Here is an 18029-nt window from a genome sequence, read left to right as displayed (position 1 = left end):
CAAACTAGCAAACACTAAGCCATATTTTAGACATTATAACATTTATAGAATTTTTAAGCAATCCGCCATAAATAATGGATATTAATAATTTGTATTATTTTACAATATAAACTTTACTCCACTTGCCATATTTTTTATTTTTACCTACTACTTTAACAGCTCTTACTTTTATGTAATACTTTTTACTTTTTGCCAATCCGCTAAATGTGTAACTTGTTTTCCTACTTAATTTTGTTTTAGTTTTTTTCTTTTTAAATTTCTTGTTGTCGCTTATTTTAATCTCATATTTATTTGCATTTCCTACTTTATTAAATAGTAAACAAATTTTAGTTTTATTTTTATTTTTATTTTTCTTTTTATATGCTTTTTTGATTTTCACTTTTACCGGTGCTTTTACTGTTACGTTTCCGGTTGTAGGACAAGCCTGAGAATCTGTTCTCTCTGAAATGCCAGTTTCATTTTTTGATGTTTGAGAATTGTCTAAAACTCCATTATCTGTTGTTTGAGTTGCATTTGTTGTTATTTCATTACTTGTTATTACATCTTCTTCTGAATTCTTTTCTGTAGTTGAGGTTTCATCTCCTACAAAATTAATGGCTACTGACATCCTTACATTATAATAAAAATATTCCATTATAAAAGAATATGTTTCCCCTGCTTTTAAATAATATTCTATGGTGACATTTTTACAGTCTTCTGCATTTTCTTCTGCCATTGCAACGTAATTTTTGCAATTTTTTGTGTAGTCTTTGTCTTTGTACAAACGCAAGGTTCCTGTATTAAGTCCTGTTGTATATAGCTTATAATAACCTGATTTTTCGGGAGTAAACTCTAATAATGTTGTATACTCGTCTAAATCTTCCAACTTTTCTCCTTGGTTCATTGTATATTTGTACTCTATTACCTTTGTCTGGCAATATACTTTTTCAAAGAACTTTTCATTTTTATACACCAATGCTGAATATTCACGGCAATCGGCATATCCATCACATTTTGTCTTAAATTTCTTATCTGTGCCTAAACATATATTGTCGTCTTTTTCATCCTCATCAACGTCCCCTTTATACCATAAATATGTCATGTTTTTTGGATTTTTTATTTCCTCACCAATAATATTATATAGCACCGGTTCAAACTGTATTTCCTGATCATGTAATCCATAGTTATCAATATCTTTGGTACAGCCATATGTCTCATCCATATCCATTTGTTTAACTATTACATTACATGCAATTGAGTGAAAATTACTCTCCTGTAAATCAAAATAATACATCTCCCCTCCAATTAACTTCTTACTTATGCAACAGTTTAAACGAAATACCTTGCTACTATTCCCGCCACTTTGTATTTGTGTTCCATTTGAGTCATACAAACGAACATAAGTAGCTGAACTACCTACTGTATAGAAAGTGTATATGGCTGTTTCCTTTGGGACAAAAGAATATCTGTACATACAGTTTTCCGGTCCTATAAGCTTCACTTCCATATCTTCTTTAAGTTCACCCTTATTTACAATAGTAATTTCCTGATTTTCATCTTCGTCATCATAAATATTACTATCAAGCCAACTGCTACCTGCTTTTACAGCATACAAATCTCCACCTCCCAAAGATGATACTGTAAGGGTTAATGCTAAAAATAAGGCAGTTATTCCTTTTCTCACATATCCTTTTTTGTAGTTTCTTACTTTGATTAAACCTTTATTGTGGCTTAATTCTAATAGTTTGTCCTTAAGTTTTCTCATTTTATATAATCTCCTTCTTTTTACGGCTTTCGCCTTTCTCATATATTTTGTAACATTTTATTATGTTTTAGTCAATGCACTTTTTGTATAAAAATATTTTTTATTTATATTTACGCCCTAAGCACGTGTTTCTTTAGCAATATTTTTCCTTTCGTGCCAGAATGTATCTCCAGTAGAACGTTTATATGTAATAAGAAATTACATATAAAAAGCAGACAATCTTTCTCACTAAATGTAAGACTTTAAAGTTTGTCGTAATACTTATACGAATTTCATATTACCACGATCAATTACATATATAGTCCATTTTTTAATGAGTTTCATTGTCTGCTTTTCAATAAAGCTACTGTGCTTTTATTTATTTATATACCTAAATTATTCCTGCTGCTGTATTGCATCATAACCTGTCTCACCTGTACGGATTTTCTGTGCGCTTCTTACTTCATAAGTAAAAATCTTTCCATCTCCATAGTCTCCTGTGTAGGCAGCTTTCTGAATGGCTCTTACTGTTAAGTCTGCCCAATCTTCAGATGATACAATTACATCGACTTTAACTTTAGGTCTTACTTTTGTTTCAAGTTTCATGCCTTTAACCCAGTTATCAGCACCTCTCTGTGCGCCGTAACCTTCAACTTTTGTTACTGTAACACCATTTACCTGAATGTTATCTAATGCTGCAATAACGTCCTCTGCTTTTTCTTCTCTGACAATTGCTTCTACCTTAATAATCATTTTACACATCTCCTTACTTTTTATTCCTGACGCTGAATGGCGTCATAGCCGGTTTCACCTGTTCTTATTTTTACAGCTTTTTCTACAGGATAGCAGAAAATCTTACCGTCTCCGTACTCTCCTGTGTAAGCAGCTTTTTTTATGGCATCTATAGTTTTATCTGCCCACTCTTCAGATGAAACAACTATTTCAAATTTAATTTTAGGTTGCATTTGAGGTTCAACTTCCATACCTCTTACAATTTCTTTGTAGCCTCGCTGTAATCCACAGCCCATAACCTGTGAAACAGTAAGACCATTTACTTCTATGTCCATCAAAGCGTTTTTTACATCTTCAAACTTTTCTTCTCTGACAATGGCATCTATTTTCATTATCATGATTTAATCCTCCTAATAATCAACTATTTCCAATATAAATATTTCTACTCCACAATTTACTGGTCCATACCGTTGAAACTTGGATATGCACTTTCTCCATGCTGGGAAATATCAAGTCCTAATTTTTCTTCACGGTCTGTTACTCTAAGAGGTGTAAATATTCTTACAATTCCAACACATATAAGTGTACCCACTACAGCTATTGCTATTGTAATGAGAATTCCTTCAATCTGTGCTGCAAACAATCTCCACTCGCCATATACAAGGCCATCCCATTTTGCTACTGAATTAATAGAACTTTTACCGAAAATTCCTGTTGCGATGCCGCCCCAGATACCACCAATGCCATGGCATCCAAATGCATCAAGTGCATCGTCAATTTTTAATTTTTTCTTTACTAAAATAACGCCATAATAACATATTGGGCTAACTAATGCTCCAATAATAAATGATGCCCAAATTGGTACAAATCCAGCTCCCGGTGTAATGGCAACCAAACCAAGTACCAAACCTGTTGATGCACCAACCAAAGTTGTTTTCTTATCATTTACCATATCAATAAACATCCATGACAAAAGGGCTGCTGCCGATGATATTGCCGAAGTCATAAATGCATGGGCTGCAAGCCCATCTGCTTTTAAAGCACTACCTGCATTGAATCCAAACCATCCAAACCAAAGAATTGTAGCTCCTAATACAACAAACGGTATGTTGTGGATTCTATATGTCATTCGCTCGTAACCTTTTCTTCTTCCAAGAACAATTGCGAGTACAAGGGCTGTTACACCTGAACTAATATGTACAACGTCACCTCCTGCAAAGTCTACTGAACCTAATTCAGCAAGAAGTCCGCCCTGGCCCCATACCATATGAGCCAATGGATAATAAATCACCAAAGACCATAATGCTATAAAAATAAACAAAGCCTTGAATCTCATTCTGCCTACTACTGCTCCTGTTATAAGAGCTGGTGTAATAATGGCAAACATCATCTGAAATGCACAAAATACAAGATTTGGTATTGAATCTGCATACGGTCCTACATTCCAACCTATACCTTCTAATCCAAACCATCTAAAGTCACCAATAATGCCTCCATGATTTCCGCCAAATGCCAATGAATAACCGAACAAAGCCCACATAACTGTTGCCAGTCCCATAATCATAACAATTGCCATCATGGTGTTGACCACATTTTTTCTCCTAACTAAACCTCCATAAAAGAATGCCAGCCCCGGTGTCATAAAAAACACCAACGCAGAGCAAATGAGTATAAACCCTGTGTCTCCTGAGTTCATAACAAGTACCTCCATTTCCTATACATATTTTCCTAATCTCCAATTAAGACATTTTACTTAAAAAGGGGGGGTTAAAATGTCCCAAAAAGCAAAACAAGGACGTGCGACAAATAATTGTCGAACGTCCTTGTTCATTGCAAAGTTTATCATTTGAATGTAAAAAACACAAGTAAATTTAGTGTTTTGTTAATTTTATTAACTTTTTTCTTTATTTATTAAACATTTACAATATTTTATAAGTTTTGCTTATTTTGCGTAGGCTGCTTCCCAGTTAAATGTAACCTTGTTAATTGTATAACTCTTTCCTAAATCAACTACAAACCACTAATCATCTGAGGATTTTGAAGACCATCTTGTGCTTGTATCATTATCTACAATCTTGTCTCCACCAACAGTTGCATTTTCCGCTGATGAAACCTGAACATTTTTACCTAAAGCAATATTTGTATCCTTTGATACAGGTGTACCGTCAACTGTAATTGTTGATGATGCCATTGCTGATGTCAATGACGTTTTACACGGCAGGCAAAAAAAAACTCCTTCGATTAATAGTTCTAACCTACTAATCAAAGGAGTTCCATGTTTATTGATTATAATTTTAAAATCCCATTTTGCTTTTACTTATTCTACAAACAAATTTTATCTGTAATTCACTTGTATTGTCAGGATTTCCGCAATATAGGGATGCACCTGATTCAAATGTGAAGAATATGTACTTATTCCCGCTCATGCAAATTCCCTCAAGCATACATGGCAAGGTTTCTTTTTTTACAGGACTTCCAAGTCCACCAGCCTTGCTTACTTTTTTCTTGTATGTAATTAAGGATGAGTTCTTTAATCTGCCATAAGACTGAGCAAATATAAATCTTCTATTTGTTTTACTTATTTTCTGAACAATTAGTCCCTGACTGTTAGCCGGAACATAATAACTGAACTTTCTTGTGAACGTTAATTTTTTCTTTTTAATTTTAACTTTGTAGCCCTGCATTGTTGCATAGTTTGTATTAGCACTTTTACCTGCCCAAAAATAAGTCCCGTCAAAAATTGCAAAGTCTGCATCTCCCGAGAATCTCACACGATAGCCAGGTTTTAATACTTTTCCATGCTTTGCTTTCTTTATCTTGCTGTAACTGTACACAGCTCCATAATCAGGTGTTGATATGTTATTTAAAGAAACAACAAGTCTTCCTTTTACATTGGTAATTGCGCCAACATGATCATAATTAGGCAAGACAATATTTTTTACAAATTTTCCGGTGGACTTACTGTAAACAACCAGTATTGAACGCTTTGCCAAATGCTTATGATACATGGAAACTATTACATATTTTCCAAGAACACAGGTCCCCTGGGGTACATAGTCTGATAAATATTTTAATTTGTATTTATTCTTGTCACCGGCAGTTACTTTTGCCAGATATTTGTCGTAAATTGTCTGATTTGCTGCTCTTCTTTTCTTTTCTGAATTAGTGTAATCCCACTTTAACTTCTTTGCTCTTGCATAAGCCTTTCCTTTTGAGTTTGCATATACAAGCAGTGTTAATTTACTGTCATTTGTAAAAGCACCGTCACCGATTGAAACAATAGTTTTGTAAAGTGTTATCTTTTCAACCTTTGGGCAATTTTTAAATGCGTATTTACCAATGGTTTTAATGTTACTTGACATTGTAAAACTTGTCATTTTTTTACAGCCATAAAACGCATATGTATTAATAGTTGTTGTATTGCTTGGAAGCGATACTTTTTTTAAAGATGAGCAACCATAAAAAGCACTTGCGCCAACTATTACTGTTGTTGATGATATTGAAACAGTCTCAACGCTGTTAGCGTTCTTTAAAATATTTGAAGGAATTGTTTTCATACCCTTCTTAAAAGTAACTGAAGTAACATTAGATTTTGAACCTAAAATCTGATTTCCGTATGTAACGGAACTTGGAATTGTCAGTTTTTTAAGTGCCGGACATGATGCAAATGCCTTGTAACCTATTGTCTTCAATGTGCCTGGTAATGTAACTGTTTTTAAAGCATCACAACCCTTAAATGCATATTTATAAATTGTTGCAATTTTGCTGTTGTCTGCAAATTTTAATGTTTTAATATACTTGCAGTCTTCAAATACATATTCATTAATAGTTGTTACTTTTGCAGGAATTGTAAGAGTTGTTATTGTCTTGTCCTCTTTGTCTCCCACATACTCTACAAGCACACCCTTTTTTACTCTATATAAACCGTCAATTATTTCACTACTTTGTGTTGTAACAGGCTCTGTTGGTGTTTCTGTTTCTGATGGTGTTTCCGTTGGTGTCTCTGTAGGTAAATCAGATGATGTTTCATCTGTAGCTGTTTCAACTGTCTCTCCGCCACTTCCTGTAGGGACCACTTCTCCTAAGTCACCGCTACCTGTATTTTCATTTTGACCTGTAGTAACTTCAATGCTACCGGCTTCTATTTCTGTTACCGTATTAGCTGTCCCTGTGGAAGCTTTTACATCTATAGAAAATAATTTTAAGCCAAACCCACATTGTGTAATCATTGCGATAGCCAAAACAAGGGCTATTTTTCTTATCATTTTTTTAGTCATAGTTTTTCCCTTCTTATGTTCCCAATTTTCCAAACACATCCATTCTACTCTAAAATTATGATGAAAAATAGCCCTTTTCTGCTATCCTATAAAATTATATTAATTTTGTACAATATTTTTCTTATGACACCTGTTCAAACTGGCTATTATACAGGTCAGCATAGAATCCTTTTTGCTCCATTAACTGCTGATGATTTCCACTTTCAATTATGTCTCCATCTTTTAAAACAAGAATTATATCAGCATTCTTAATCGTTGAAAGTCTGTGAGCTATAACAAAAGAAGTTCTGCCTTTTGTTAATTTGTCCATTGCTTCCTGTATTTTAATTTCTGTTCTTGTATCAACAGAGCTTGTAGCCTCATCCAAAATCATCATTGGAGCATCCTCAACCATTGCCCTTGCAATTGTAAGAAGCTGCTTTTGTCCCGCTGACATATTTAACTTTTCATCAAGTATTGTGTCATAACCTTTTGGTAAGGACTTAATAAAATGACTTAACCCTGCTGCCTTACATACTTTATCAAGCTGTTCATCAGTAACATTTTCTTTTCCATAAGCAAGATTTTCTCTGATAGTTCCCTCAAAAGTCCATGTATCCTGTAATACCATGCCAAATAAATCATGTATATTCTCTCTTGTTAAATCCTTAGTTGAAATGCCATCGATTTTTATGTCCCCTGAATCAACTTCATAAAATCTCATTAAAAGATTTACTAATGTACTCTTTCCTGCACCTGTAGGGCCTACAATGGCAACCTTCTGTCCCGGTTTAACATGTTCATTAAAATCATGTATGATAACTTTATCCTTTGTATAGCCAAACTTAACATGGTCAAATTCCACATCGCCTTCAATGCTTTTTGGCAGACTTTCAACCTTATGGCTTTCATCTTCCATTTCTTCAGACTCAAGGAATTCGAAAACTCTTCCTGAAGCTGCTGCTGTGGACTGAAGCTGTGTAGCCGCCTGTGCCATTTGCGCCAAAGGATTTGTAAATAATCTTACATAAATCATGAAGGCAACAATTGTACCGAAAGTTGTATAGTCGTTCATTACCAAATATGCACCCATTACACAAACTGCAACATAAGCAAAATTTCCTATAAATGCCATAATCGGTTGCATTAAGCCTGAGAAAAACTGTGACTTCCAATCGCTTTCGCACATTTTTTCATTTAATTTAATAAACTTCTTTTTTTCCTTTGCTTCTCCATTAAATAATTTTACAATGTTATGACCTGAGTAAACCTCCTCAATGTGACCATTCATTGCCCCTAACCATTTTTGCTTAGCTGCAAAGTATTTCTGTGAATGGCCCATTATTAAGAACATTAAAATAAATCCAATTACTGATGCAAGAATTGCTGTTATTGCCATAACCACATTAGTATATACCATCATCACAATTGAACCTACAAACATGGTAACTGCAGAAACCAGTGTGGTAATACTACTTTGCATTGTTGTACCAATTGTATCCACATCATTTGTTACTCTTGATAACACATCACCTGTTGTGGTTTTATGAAAATAACCAATTGGCAGATTGTTAATTTTTTTAGAAATATTTGTTCTAAGTCCCTTGTTTAATTTCTGGGTGACAATAGTCATTATCAGCGATGTAATGTAACTTAGAACTGTTCCCACCAAATACAAAACTATCAAGAAAACACAAATTGACACTATACCGTCAATGTCCATTTTTCCTGTTAGACCTGCTGAGATTTTATTTGTAATGTCGCTTATTTTGTTTGGGCCGATTAATTTTGTAACTACACCTAACATGTCGCATATAACCGCAATAATCATTACTGCCCAATATGGTTTACAATATTTCACTAATTTTCCAAGAGATTGGAAGGTGTTACCTGTTGGTTTTTCGTAAGTCATTCTTCTACCATGCATTTTACACTTCCTCCTTTTCCAATTCTTCTTTTGATAACTGTGAGTACGCTATTTCCTGATAAAGTGGACAATTCTTCATTAATTCACTGTGAGTTCCGTTGCCAACAATTGCTCCATCTTCTATAACTAAAATTCTGTCTGCGTCTTTTATTGTACCAATTCTCTGAGCAACAATAATATTTGTTGTATCTGCAATTTCCTTCTTAATTGTTTCCCTTAAAACTCTGTCAGTTTTATAATCAAGGGCTGAGAATGAATCGTCAAATACAAGAATTTCAGGTTGCTTTGCAATTGCTCTTGCTATTGATAAACGCTGTTTCTGACCACCGGATAAATTTCCACCTCCCTGAGCAACCATACCGTCGTATTCACCTGGCTGATTTTCCACAAATTCTTTTGCCTGGGCTATTTCAACAGCCTTTTCTATATCATCCATATTAACTTCTGCTTCACCGTAACCTACGTTACTCTCAATTGTTCCTGAGAACAAATATGCTTTCTGTGGTACAAAACCTATTTTGTCACGTAAAGTTTTCTCTGAATAATCTTTTACGTTTACTCCATCTATCAATATCTGCCCTTCAGTTGCATCATAAATTCTAGGTATTAAGTTAATAATTGTACTTTTTCCTGAACCTGTTGCACCAATTAAAGCCACCGTTTCTCCTCTGTGTGCCTTAAAATTAATATTGTGAATTACATTGTCTGCTGCGTCAGGATATGCAAACGAAACATTCTTAAACTCAACTTCACCTTTTAATGATTCTTCACCCTGTTCTCTTACGCCATCTTTCATTGAGACTTCTGTATCAAGCACTTCATTAATACGTTTTGCTGCAACTGTTGCTCTTGGTAACAAAATAAAAATCATTACCAATAACAGAAATGCCATAAGTACCTGCATTGCATAAGATGTAAACACAACCATATCAGAGAAAAGTCCAACTCTTTCTTTTATGGCAGCCATGCCTGTAAGTGTAACATTGTTTATTAATATTGCTCCAATCCAGTAAATACCTAAAGTTAAACCATTCATGGCAAGATTAAGTCCCGGATTCATAATTGACATTACCAAATATGCCTGTAAATTGTTTTTTGTTAATCTGTTATTTGCCTTGTCGAACTTTTCTTCCTGATAATCTTCAGCATTGTAAGCTCTCACAACCATAAGACCTGTCAGGTTTTCTCTTGTAACTCTGTTTAAATCATCAGTAAGCCACTGAATTCTCTTAAACTTAGGTAATGCAAAAATTACCACAAACAATAAAATAAAAATTACAAAAGCAACTATGGCCAATGTAAGCGCTGTCCACTCAAAGTTCTTTGAACTGATTTTGGCTACTGCCATTACCGCCATAATTGGAGCTTTAATCATAACCTGTAAACCTAAAGCTATAACAAACTGTATCTGTGTAATATCGTTAGTTGTTCTTGTAATAAGACTGGCAGTTGAAAAGCTGTTAATCTCCTTATCAGTGTAAGACATTACCTTATCGTAAACATCTTCCCTTAATCTCTTTGAAAAATTAGCGGCTATTTTTGCAGCAAAAAAGCCAACAACTATCGCTGATGCCAGCGAGCCTAGGGCACAGCCCATCATCTTCCCACCAGCCGTAAATATATCTGACATTTCACTGCCCTTTGTCTGTACAAGCACTGTTATGTCCGACATATAATCAGGCAACTTCAAGTCCAGCTGAACCTGCAAAACAATAAACGCAATGCTTACAATAACCATTGCCCATTCTTTTGCCTTCATATGTTTAAGTAAACGAACCATAATTCCTCCTTGTTATTCCTTAATAATATACCAACTAATAGGACATATTATTTTATTTTGTTTTATTCTAATGTACCAATATATTTTAGCACTCCACACTCTTCGGTGATAGTTTGTTTTCAAACAATACTATTCCTAAAAAAAAGAAATGTCAACAACATTCATTAAAAGTTTACATTTCTTTTTCATTTGTTATTTATTTTCAAGAAGTCGGTTAAGATTATCCCACATTTTCCCGGATACTCTTTTTACGACCTCTCTCTCTTCATCAGTAACACCTTTCATTATCTCATTTTCTGTTTCTTTCATTACCTTATTCAGTTCTTCCAAAATCGGCATTGCCTTTTCCTGTAAAACATAATGTATCACTCTTTTGTCTTTTTCATCGTGAATTGCCTTCACATACCCCTGATTACAGAGATTTTCCATTGCTGTGGATATGTGCCCCTTGTTCATTTTTGATACAAACTGAATATCCTTTGCTGTATTATTTTCTCCACAACTGTTCAAATAACCTATTATTCGTACATCTGCTTTTTTTATATTATATTTTTCCTGTATGCCCTGAGTCTGCTTTTTAAATAACTGTTTAAAAGCCCCCTCCTGCATAAATTTATTCACTCCAAAATGCATATTATTACACCCTTTTATCTTTGATATACTTAATGTTACTTGTTTTTGGAGAATATTTCAACTTTTTGATTAATAAGGAACCACGAATGTGGCCAGCCACATTCCACGCAACCAGCACGTTTTGTTTCCACACTATCTTCCTTTCATGTGAGTGTACATCCCTAGTGGAATAATTTATATGCAATAAGAAATTCTGAAGTAATTTTTTATTACATATAAAAACAGCTGTGAGACTGTTTGCATAAACAATACCCACAACTGTTCTTGTTATCTCTACAGTTAAAGATTATTCTTCAACTTTTTTGTTCTCGAAATATTTATTAATATTAACTAATAATTCATCAGGGTTAATTCCATGTACCATAGCAGCTTCTTCTAAAGATTCTCCAATTGATGATGGACATCCGATGCAATGCATTCCTGCTTCCATAAGAACGATGGCTACGCCTCTGTCTATTGATAAAAGTTCACCCATTGTCATTTCCTTTGTAATCTTTACATCCATTACTGTATCCTCCTTCAAGATTTTGTATTCCAAACCGGCATAATCATCAAATCCGGTTCATTTACTATTGTGTGCCTTATCCTGCAACCATATTCATTTACTAGGATATTGTCACTTACAGTTCACTATTATAACAACTTTCTAAATCTTTGCAAATAATAAATTTTTTATTACATAGAAAAGCGATTAACCGGTATTATTTTTTCCAATTAATCGCTTTTTATGATTTCAAAATATTGTGCTTTATTATTACTAAATATTCAAATTAATCTACAACAAACACTTTATTTCTTTTTTGCCTTTTTAGTTTTAGCCTTCTTTGCTTTAACTTTTTTAATAGTCTTAACTTCTGACCAGCTTCCGTATACAGATTTCTTGCCAACTTTTGTATAGGCTCTGGCTTTTACATAATACTTTTTATTCTTTAATTTCTTTAAAGTAACTGATGTCTTCTTGCTAGTTACATACTTAGTTGTTTTCTTTGTAAACTTCTTTGATGTTGAGTAAGCAATCTGATATCCTATTGCATTTGAAGCCTTTGCTAAAGTAAGCTTAAGTTTCTTTGCTGTTCTCTTGGCTTTTTTAATTGAAGTTGCGCCAACCTTTGTTACAGTAACCTTCTGTTTTGTATAAACTTTTGCTGTTACCTTGCTGCCTAATGAATTAGCTCTTGCTGTATAAACATATCCGTTTTTACCTTTAGCAACATTCTTACCATTAACAGTAAACTTTGTTATTGTAAAGTTATCGTCAGCTTTTGCAATAAGCTTAAATGTATCACCTGGCAAATAGTAGCCTGTGCCTTCTACATAACCGCCGTCTGTACTGCTGTCTACTACATTTGTATATCCACTTGTTACATTAATGTATACTGATTCAATTCCTGCTGTGACTTCTTCTTCGTCACCGTCAATGCTAACTGCACTAGATTTCTTTGTAGTTCCTTTTCCAAAGTTCCAATCACCGTCGTCATCATTGGCCATCTGATTGTTACCATAAAGAACGTATAACTTGTCCTGGACTGTTGTTGCTAAAACATTATCCGCCTTAAAGTTTTCGCTGTTTAAGCTGTAACCTGAAGCCTTGTAGGAATCTGAACTAAGGTTGTATGTAAATGTATCTCCAAGACCTTCTGCCTTTAAATCTGTATAAATAACACCGTTAGAAATTGCACCAATCTGCGCTTCTGTTATACAGAATTCCTTACCATTAATTGTTTCCTTGTAAGCATCTGTAACTTTTCCAATTGTAGCCTTAGATACAGTCCACTTGCTACCATCAAAAATCAAGTTCTTTGGAGTTGATTCTGTTCCGTCTGTTCCCAATGTTACAATTAACTTATTTCCAACCTGAACAGCTTTTGCACAAGCTCGTCCACTTGGCAACTTAGCAACTGTTGTCCACTTCTTTGCTGATAAAGAATACTTCATAACTGATGTATCAAGACTTCCATCCTTCTTAATTCCGCCGAATAAATATAAGTCACCATTATATGCTACTAAATTGTAACCAAATGCCCCCTTAAATTCTTTTGGAACTGCTGTTAATTTCTTCCAACCTTTATTAGTATCATAGTATGCAAGAATTTCTTCTTCTGTGTAACCTAAACCTAAACCTACTGCTCCATAAAGCTTTCCGTTTGTGTAGACAAAATCGCTGTTAGCATATACACTACCGTTTAATGCATACTTATATTCTGCCCCGAACATTTCTGTTGTAAATGGAAATCTTCCTTCATCAAGTTCTGAAGTTCTACCTGCATCTTTTAAAGATTCCTGTTCTTTTAAGATTTCATCTTTTAATTCAGGGAATTTTTTAATTAATTCATCAATATCAATATCCTGACTATTTGATAAAGAACTCCACATAACAATACCTTCATCAGTAATGTATGCCACTTCCTGACCTGTTGATACTAACTGACCGCCTAACATAGAGTTTATGAACTTCTTGTCAGATGTGAATGCTTTACCACATGAGAAGTAACATGTTCTCTCTATTGTTTTTTCTTCTTTTTGAATCTTAATATTTAAAGTTTTATTCTTATAGTTATTTCCGTCAAATGTAACTGTCTGATCATTGTTTGAAAGCTGTTTTACTTCTGTATTGTTTACAAATACTTTAGCATCTTTAAGGTATGAACCTTTAATTTCAACCTGTGATTTAGCGTTCATCTGAATCTTACCAACGCTAATGCTAGGTGTGTCAACCTTTGTTAAGTCCAGTACACCACTTGATGAAACTTTGTTTGCTAATGCCGGTATCTCTCTTACAGAACCAAGCACTCTGTTTTTAACATCTAATGAATTACTGTTACCATATGTATTTGCAATGGCTGCTACTGCACCTGTAACATGTGGTGTAGCCATTGATGTACCATTATAAAAGTCGTATTTTCCAAATTCGTCTGCATTAACATCTTCTTTGCTTACACCAAAATCTTCTACACTAAATCCATACTCGCCATCTGTTGAAGCAACTAAAGCAAGAATAAGAACTTTCTTAGTGTCTTTTTTAACTTTACCTGAAGTTGAAAAACTTAAATGTGTATAACAATTATCCTGCTCTAAGTGTGACATACCTATCATTTCTGCATTAGCAAAATCAAGTTCTCCTGAATCTTTTACATTACAATCAAAAATTCCATACGTTCCAATTGTATCTTCATCTAAAAGACCTGTAATGTTTGTGTTGTCTTTTTTAGGTTTCGCATTTACCTTTAACATTGCACTTACTGTTACAGGAGTTGAAGATTTTTTCAACTCGTATGGTAAATAGAAATTATACTGTTCTTCTGTTGCAATATTGCTTACAGATAAATTAAGGGACTTGTTTGTATTTTTTGCTTCTCCAAAATATGAATTGTGAGTTGTAGTTGCTGTGAATTTTGCACCCTCATCATCACTTGAATGTCCCCAAGGAGCCTCGCCCTGTGCTGCATCTTTTACGATAGCTTCATCTTCAACTACATTAACTACTTTTTCTGTGTCGTATGTATAGAATGTACTACTTAAATCCATTGGGTTTTCGTAAATAGATGGATTATAACAATTATATGAAACTGATGAGAGAATGTTAGTTCCCGGTGCTGCAATGTCTACATTATCTTTTCCATAATTAGAAAAAGTTGCAAGTTCATCATTTTCATTACTTGCTGCAACTGAAATAATGTAATCGCTGTCAATACAGGCAGGACTTGTGTAATATTCATCTACATTTACACCATCATTTCCTGATGCTATAACTGAAAGTGCACCCTTCTTACCAACCATTTCAATAACAGCTTTTAATGCATCTTCTGTTTCGTCTGCATCACCGCCCCATGAGTCATTTACAGCTACAACATTTGTGCCTAATGACTGCGCTTTATAAATATAGTTATAAGCACCTATAGCATCTATTGTTGAACCTGAACCTTCTTCATCGAGGCATTTAAGTGCTATGATCTTTATGTTATCACTTTTTGCAGTTCCACTTATACCAACATTGTTGTTAGACTGTGCTGCAATAATACCTGCACAGTGACTACCATGACCGTTGTCATCTAATGGATCTGCATCTTCATTAGCAAAATCATATCCATGTTTTCCTTTTAGTTCACTTTCATCATAAGGATTGTTCCATATTTTATCTTTTAAATCTTCATGTGTGTAATCAACACCTGTGTCAACAATCGCAACAACTTTTTCCTTATTGTCCTTGTCAGCCAAAGCGCTGCTGTCAGCGTTAATATCTAATCCCTTTGTGCCGCCATTTTGACCAACGTTTTCCTGAGACCACTGATATTTATAATACTTGTCATTATAATCTGAAGCCTTATAAATATAGTTTGGCTGAACACTTATAACACCAACTTTGTTCTTCATCTTTGCAATAAGTTCTTCTGTTGAATATGAATCTGATTCAACTAAAGAAACCTTCACGTCTGAAGCATCATTGTTACTATAAGTTTTCACCTTTCCTTTGCTTTCCTGGAAATCATATGTTTCTTTAATTTTTACCTTACTGTCTGTAATACTCTGTGTTGAAACATTCTTTCCACTTTCCTTATATAGAATGACTGCCTGTCCTTCTACATAACTTTTTTCCTTTTTGTTTTTGTTGTTTTCTTCTTGTTTTATGTCTATAGACGCCTTTGCTGTGAAAGGTGTTCCACCTAGCGCTAATGCTGCTACCAGCATAATAGACATAATTTGTTTGAATGTCTTTCTCATACAAACCCTCCTATAAATTTATTGTTTTTTGGGGCATTGTTACTTAGCAAATGTACGATAAATTTGTTATGCCCACAAAAACATTTATAATTATACATTATTTCGAGCAAAAAATCACTTTTATATCAAATTTTCTTTCCAAACGCGACTTTCCTCTTATTGATTTGTAAACAAATCAATAAGCACGCGGCATTCCCTTTGCTTTAACTTTTTTATGCGTGGCTTTCCTACTTTACGCGACACTCCTCTTATTGATTTGCATGCAAATCAATAAGCACGCGGCATTCCCTTTGTTTTAACTTTTTTATGCGTAGCTTTCCTACTTTACGCGACACTCCTCTTATTGATTTGCATGCAAATCAATAAGCACGCGGCATTCGCAGAATGCCGCTAAATAAAAGAAGAGACAGGCTCCCGTTTATGCAAGCATAACGGATTGCCTGTCTCTTCTTTTATTATGTCGCTTTACTCAAAGCTTCGCGATTATTTTTGTGGTCCTGCTGAAACAAGTGCTTTTCCTGCTTCGTTTCCTTCGTATTTTGCGAAGTTCTTGATGAATCTGTCTGCAAGATCTAATGCCTTTGTTTCCCATTCTGAAGCATCAGCGTAAGTATCTCTTGGATCAAGAATTCCTGCATCTACTCCTGGAAGTTCTGTTGGAACTTCAAAGTTGAAGTATGGAATTGTCTTTGTAGGAGCTTCGTTGATTGCTCCGCTTAAGATAGCATCGATGATACCACGTGTATCCTTAATTGAGATACGCTTTCCTGTACCATTCCATCCTGTGTTTACAAGATATGCCTTAGCGCCGTTCTTTTCCATCTTTTTAACTAATTCTTCAGCGTATTTTGTTGGATGAAGCTCTAAGAAAGCCTGTCCGAAACATGCTGAGAATGTTGGAGTTGGTTCTGTAATTCCACGTTCTGTACCAGCTAATTTTGCTGTAAATCCTGATAAGAAGTAATACTGTGTCTGACCTTCTGTTAAGATTGATACTGGTGGTAATACTCCAAATGCATCTGCTGATAAGAAGATTACGTTCTTAGCTGCTGGCGCTGATGAAATAGGACGTACAATATTTTTAATATGATTGATTGGGTAAGAAACACGAGTGTTTTCTGTTACGCTCTTATCAGCGAAATCAATCTTTCCATTTTCATCTAATGTTACGTTTTCAAGAAGTGCATCACGCTTAATAGCATTGTAGATATCTGGTTCTGATTCCTTATCTAAGTCAATAACCTTAGCGTAGCATCCACCTTCAAAGTTGAATACTCCGTTGTCATCCCAACCATGTTCGTCATCACCGATTAAGAGACGCTTAGGATCTGTTGAAAGTGTTGTCTTTCCTGTTCCTGATAAACCGAAGAAAATTGCTGTGTTTTCTCCATTTAAATCTGTATTTGCTGAACAGTGCATTGAAGCAATACCCTTAAGTGGTAAGTAGTAGTTCATCATTGAGAACATACCCTTCTTCATTTCTCCGCCGTACCATGTGTTAATGATAACCTGTTCACGGCTTGTGATATTGAATGCAACTGCTGTTTCTGAGTTTAATCCAAGTTCTTTGTAGTTTTCTACTTTTGCCTTTGAAGCATTGTATACTACGAAGTCTGGTTCGAAGTTCTTGAGTTCTTCTTCTGTTGGCTTAATGAACATATTTGTTACGAAATGTGCCTGCCAAGCTACTTCTACGATAAAACGAATAGCCATACGTGTGTCTGCATTTGCTCCACAGAAAGCATCTACTACATAAAGTTTCTTGTTTGAAAGTTCTTTCTTAGCGATGTCCTTTAATGTAGCCCATACATCTTCTGATAATGGATGGTTATCGTTTGCGTATTCATCTGATGTCCACCAAACAGTGTCCTTTGAATTTTCATCCATAACGATATATTTGTCTTTAGGTGAACGTCCTGTGTATACACCAGTCTTAACGTTTACTGCACCTAATTCACTTTCCTGACCTTTGTCAAAACCTTCAAGTTCTGGCTTTGTTTCTTCTGCAAATAACTCTTCGTATGATGGATTGTAAACAATTTCAGTTGTTCCATAAATTCCATATTTTGTTAAATCGATTGCCATTTTAATAATACTCCTTTTCTATCTTGTTTTTCGAAAAGTCACCAAGGAATTTAATTAATTATGGTGCCTTTCTTACCTAAAGCAAAAAAATCTTGCTTTACGCATATATTATACATTATTAATTGACAAATTCAATGCTTAATCAACAAATTTGTGCATTTCGTTAAAAAATTA

The 18029-nt window shown here is 34.5% G+C and carries 12 protein-coding genes; all 12 read right to left on the bottom strand.

The window, feature by feature from the left end:
- Positions 1-94 precede the first annotated feature (94 nt).
- Complete coding sequence (locus ACQY63_RS09505) at positions 95-1744, bottom strand: fibronectin type III domain-containing protein (protein ID WP_428245103.1); 1650 nt, start codon at positions 1742-1744, stop codon at positions 95-97.
- Between the two features lie 375 nt (positions 1745-2119).
- Positions 2120-2476 (bottom strand): P-II family nitrogen regulator, encoded by a 357-nt coding sequence (locus ACQY63_RS09500; RefSeq protein ID WP_022164922.1) that lies wholly within the window; start codon positions 2474-2476, stop codon positions 2120-2122.
- Positions 2477-2496: 20 nt separating this feature from the next.
- Positions 2497-2853 (bottom strand): P-II family nitrogen regulator, encoded by a 357-nt coding sequence (locus ACQY63_RS09495; protein ID WP_117999935.1) that lies wholly within the window; start codon positions 2851-2853, stop codon positions 2497-2499.
- A 56-nt stretch (positions 2854-2909) separates the two neighbouring features.
- Positions 2910-4151, bottom strand: coding sequence for an ammonium transporter (locus tag ACQY63_RS09490; protein ID WP_022164920.1), 1242 nt, complete (start codon positions 4149-4151; stop codon positions 2910-2912).
- 324 nt (positions 4152-4475) lie between these two features.
- Positions 4476-4646, bottom strand: a complete 171-nt coding sequence (locus ACQY63_RS09485; protein ID WP_022164919.1) for a hypothetical protein — start codon at positions 4644-4646, stop codon at positions 4476-4478.
- A gap of 103 nt (positions 4647-4749) precedes the next feature.
- Positions 4750-6732, bottom strand: coding sequence for a leucine-rich repeat domain-containing protein (locus tag ACQY63_RS09480; protein WP_412622932.1), 1983 nt, complete (start codon positions 6730-6732; stop codon positions 4750-4752).
- Positions 6733-6853: 121 nt separating this feature from the next.
- A complete protein-coding gene (locus ACQY63_RS09475; protein ID WP_412622933.1) occupies positions 6854-8638 on the bottom strand; it encodes an ABC transporter ATP-binding protein in 1785 nt (594 codons plus the stop codon).
- A gap of 1 nt (position 8639) precedes the next feature.
- Positions 8640-10418, bottom strand: coding sequence for an ABC transporter ATP-binding protein (locus tag ACQY63_RS09470; RefSeq protein WP_428245102.1), 1779 nt, complete (start codon positions 10416-10418; stop codon positions 8640-8642).
- 192 nt (positions 10419-10610) lie between these two features.
- Positions 10611-11051 carry a MarR family winged helix-turn-helix transcriptional regulator gene (locus ACQY63_RS09465; RefSeq protein WP_428245101.1) on the bottom strand — a complete coding sequence of 147 codons (441 nt, stop codon included), beginning with the start codon at positions 11049-11051 and terminating at the stop codon, positions 10611-10613.
- A 286-nt stretch (positions 11052-11337) separates the two neighbouring features.
- Positions 11338-11556 carry a DUF1858 domain-containing protein gene (locus ACQY63_RS09460; RefSeq protein WP_022164540.1) on the bottom strand — a complete coding sequence of 73 codons (219 nt, stop codon included), beginning with the start codon at positions 11554-11556 and terminating at the stop codon, positions 11338-11340.
- 284 nt (positions 11557-11840) lie between these two features.
- Complete coding sequence (locus ACQY63_RS09455) at positions 11841-15770, bottom strand: S8 family serine peptidase (protein ID WP_428245100.1); 3930 nt, start codon at positions 15768-15770, stop codon at positions 11841-11843.
- A gap of 483 nt (positions 15771-16253) precedes the next feature.
- Positions 16254-17855, bottom strand: coding sequence for a phosphoenolpyruvate carboxykinase (ATP) (pckA, locus tag ACQY63_RS09450; RefSeq protein WP_302690437.1), 1602 nt, complete (start codon positions 17853-17855; stop codon positions 16254-16256).
- Positions 17856-18029: the final 174 nt, after the last annotated feature.

The sequence above is a fragment of the Eubacterium sp. Marseille-QA0814 genome (assembly GCF_965119675.1).
Classification (GTDB): Bacteria; Bacillota; Clostridia; order Lachnospirales; family Lachnospiraceae; genus Eubacterium_G.
Note: the sequence above shows the minus strand (reverse complement) of the source record. Positions and strands in the feature narration are given on the sequence as shown.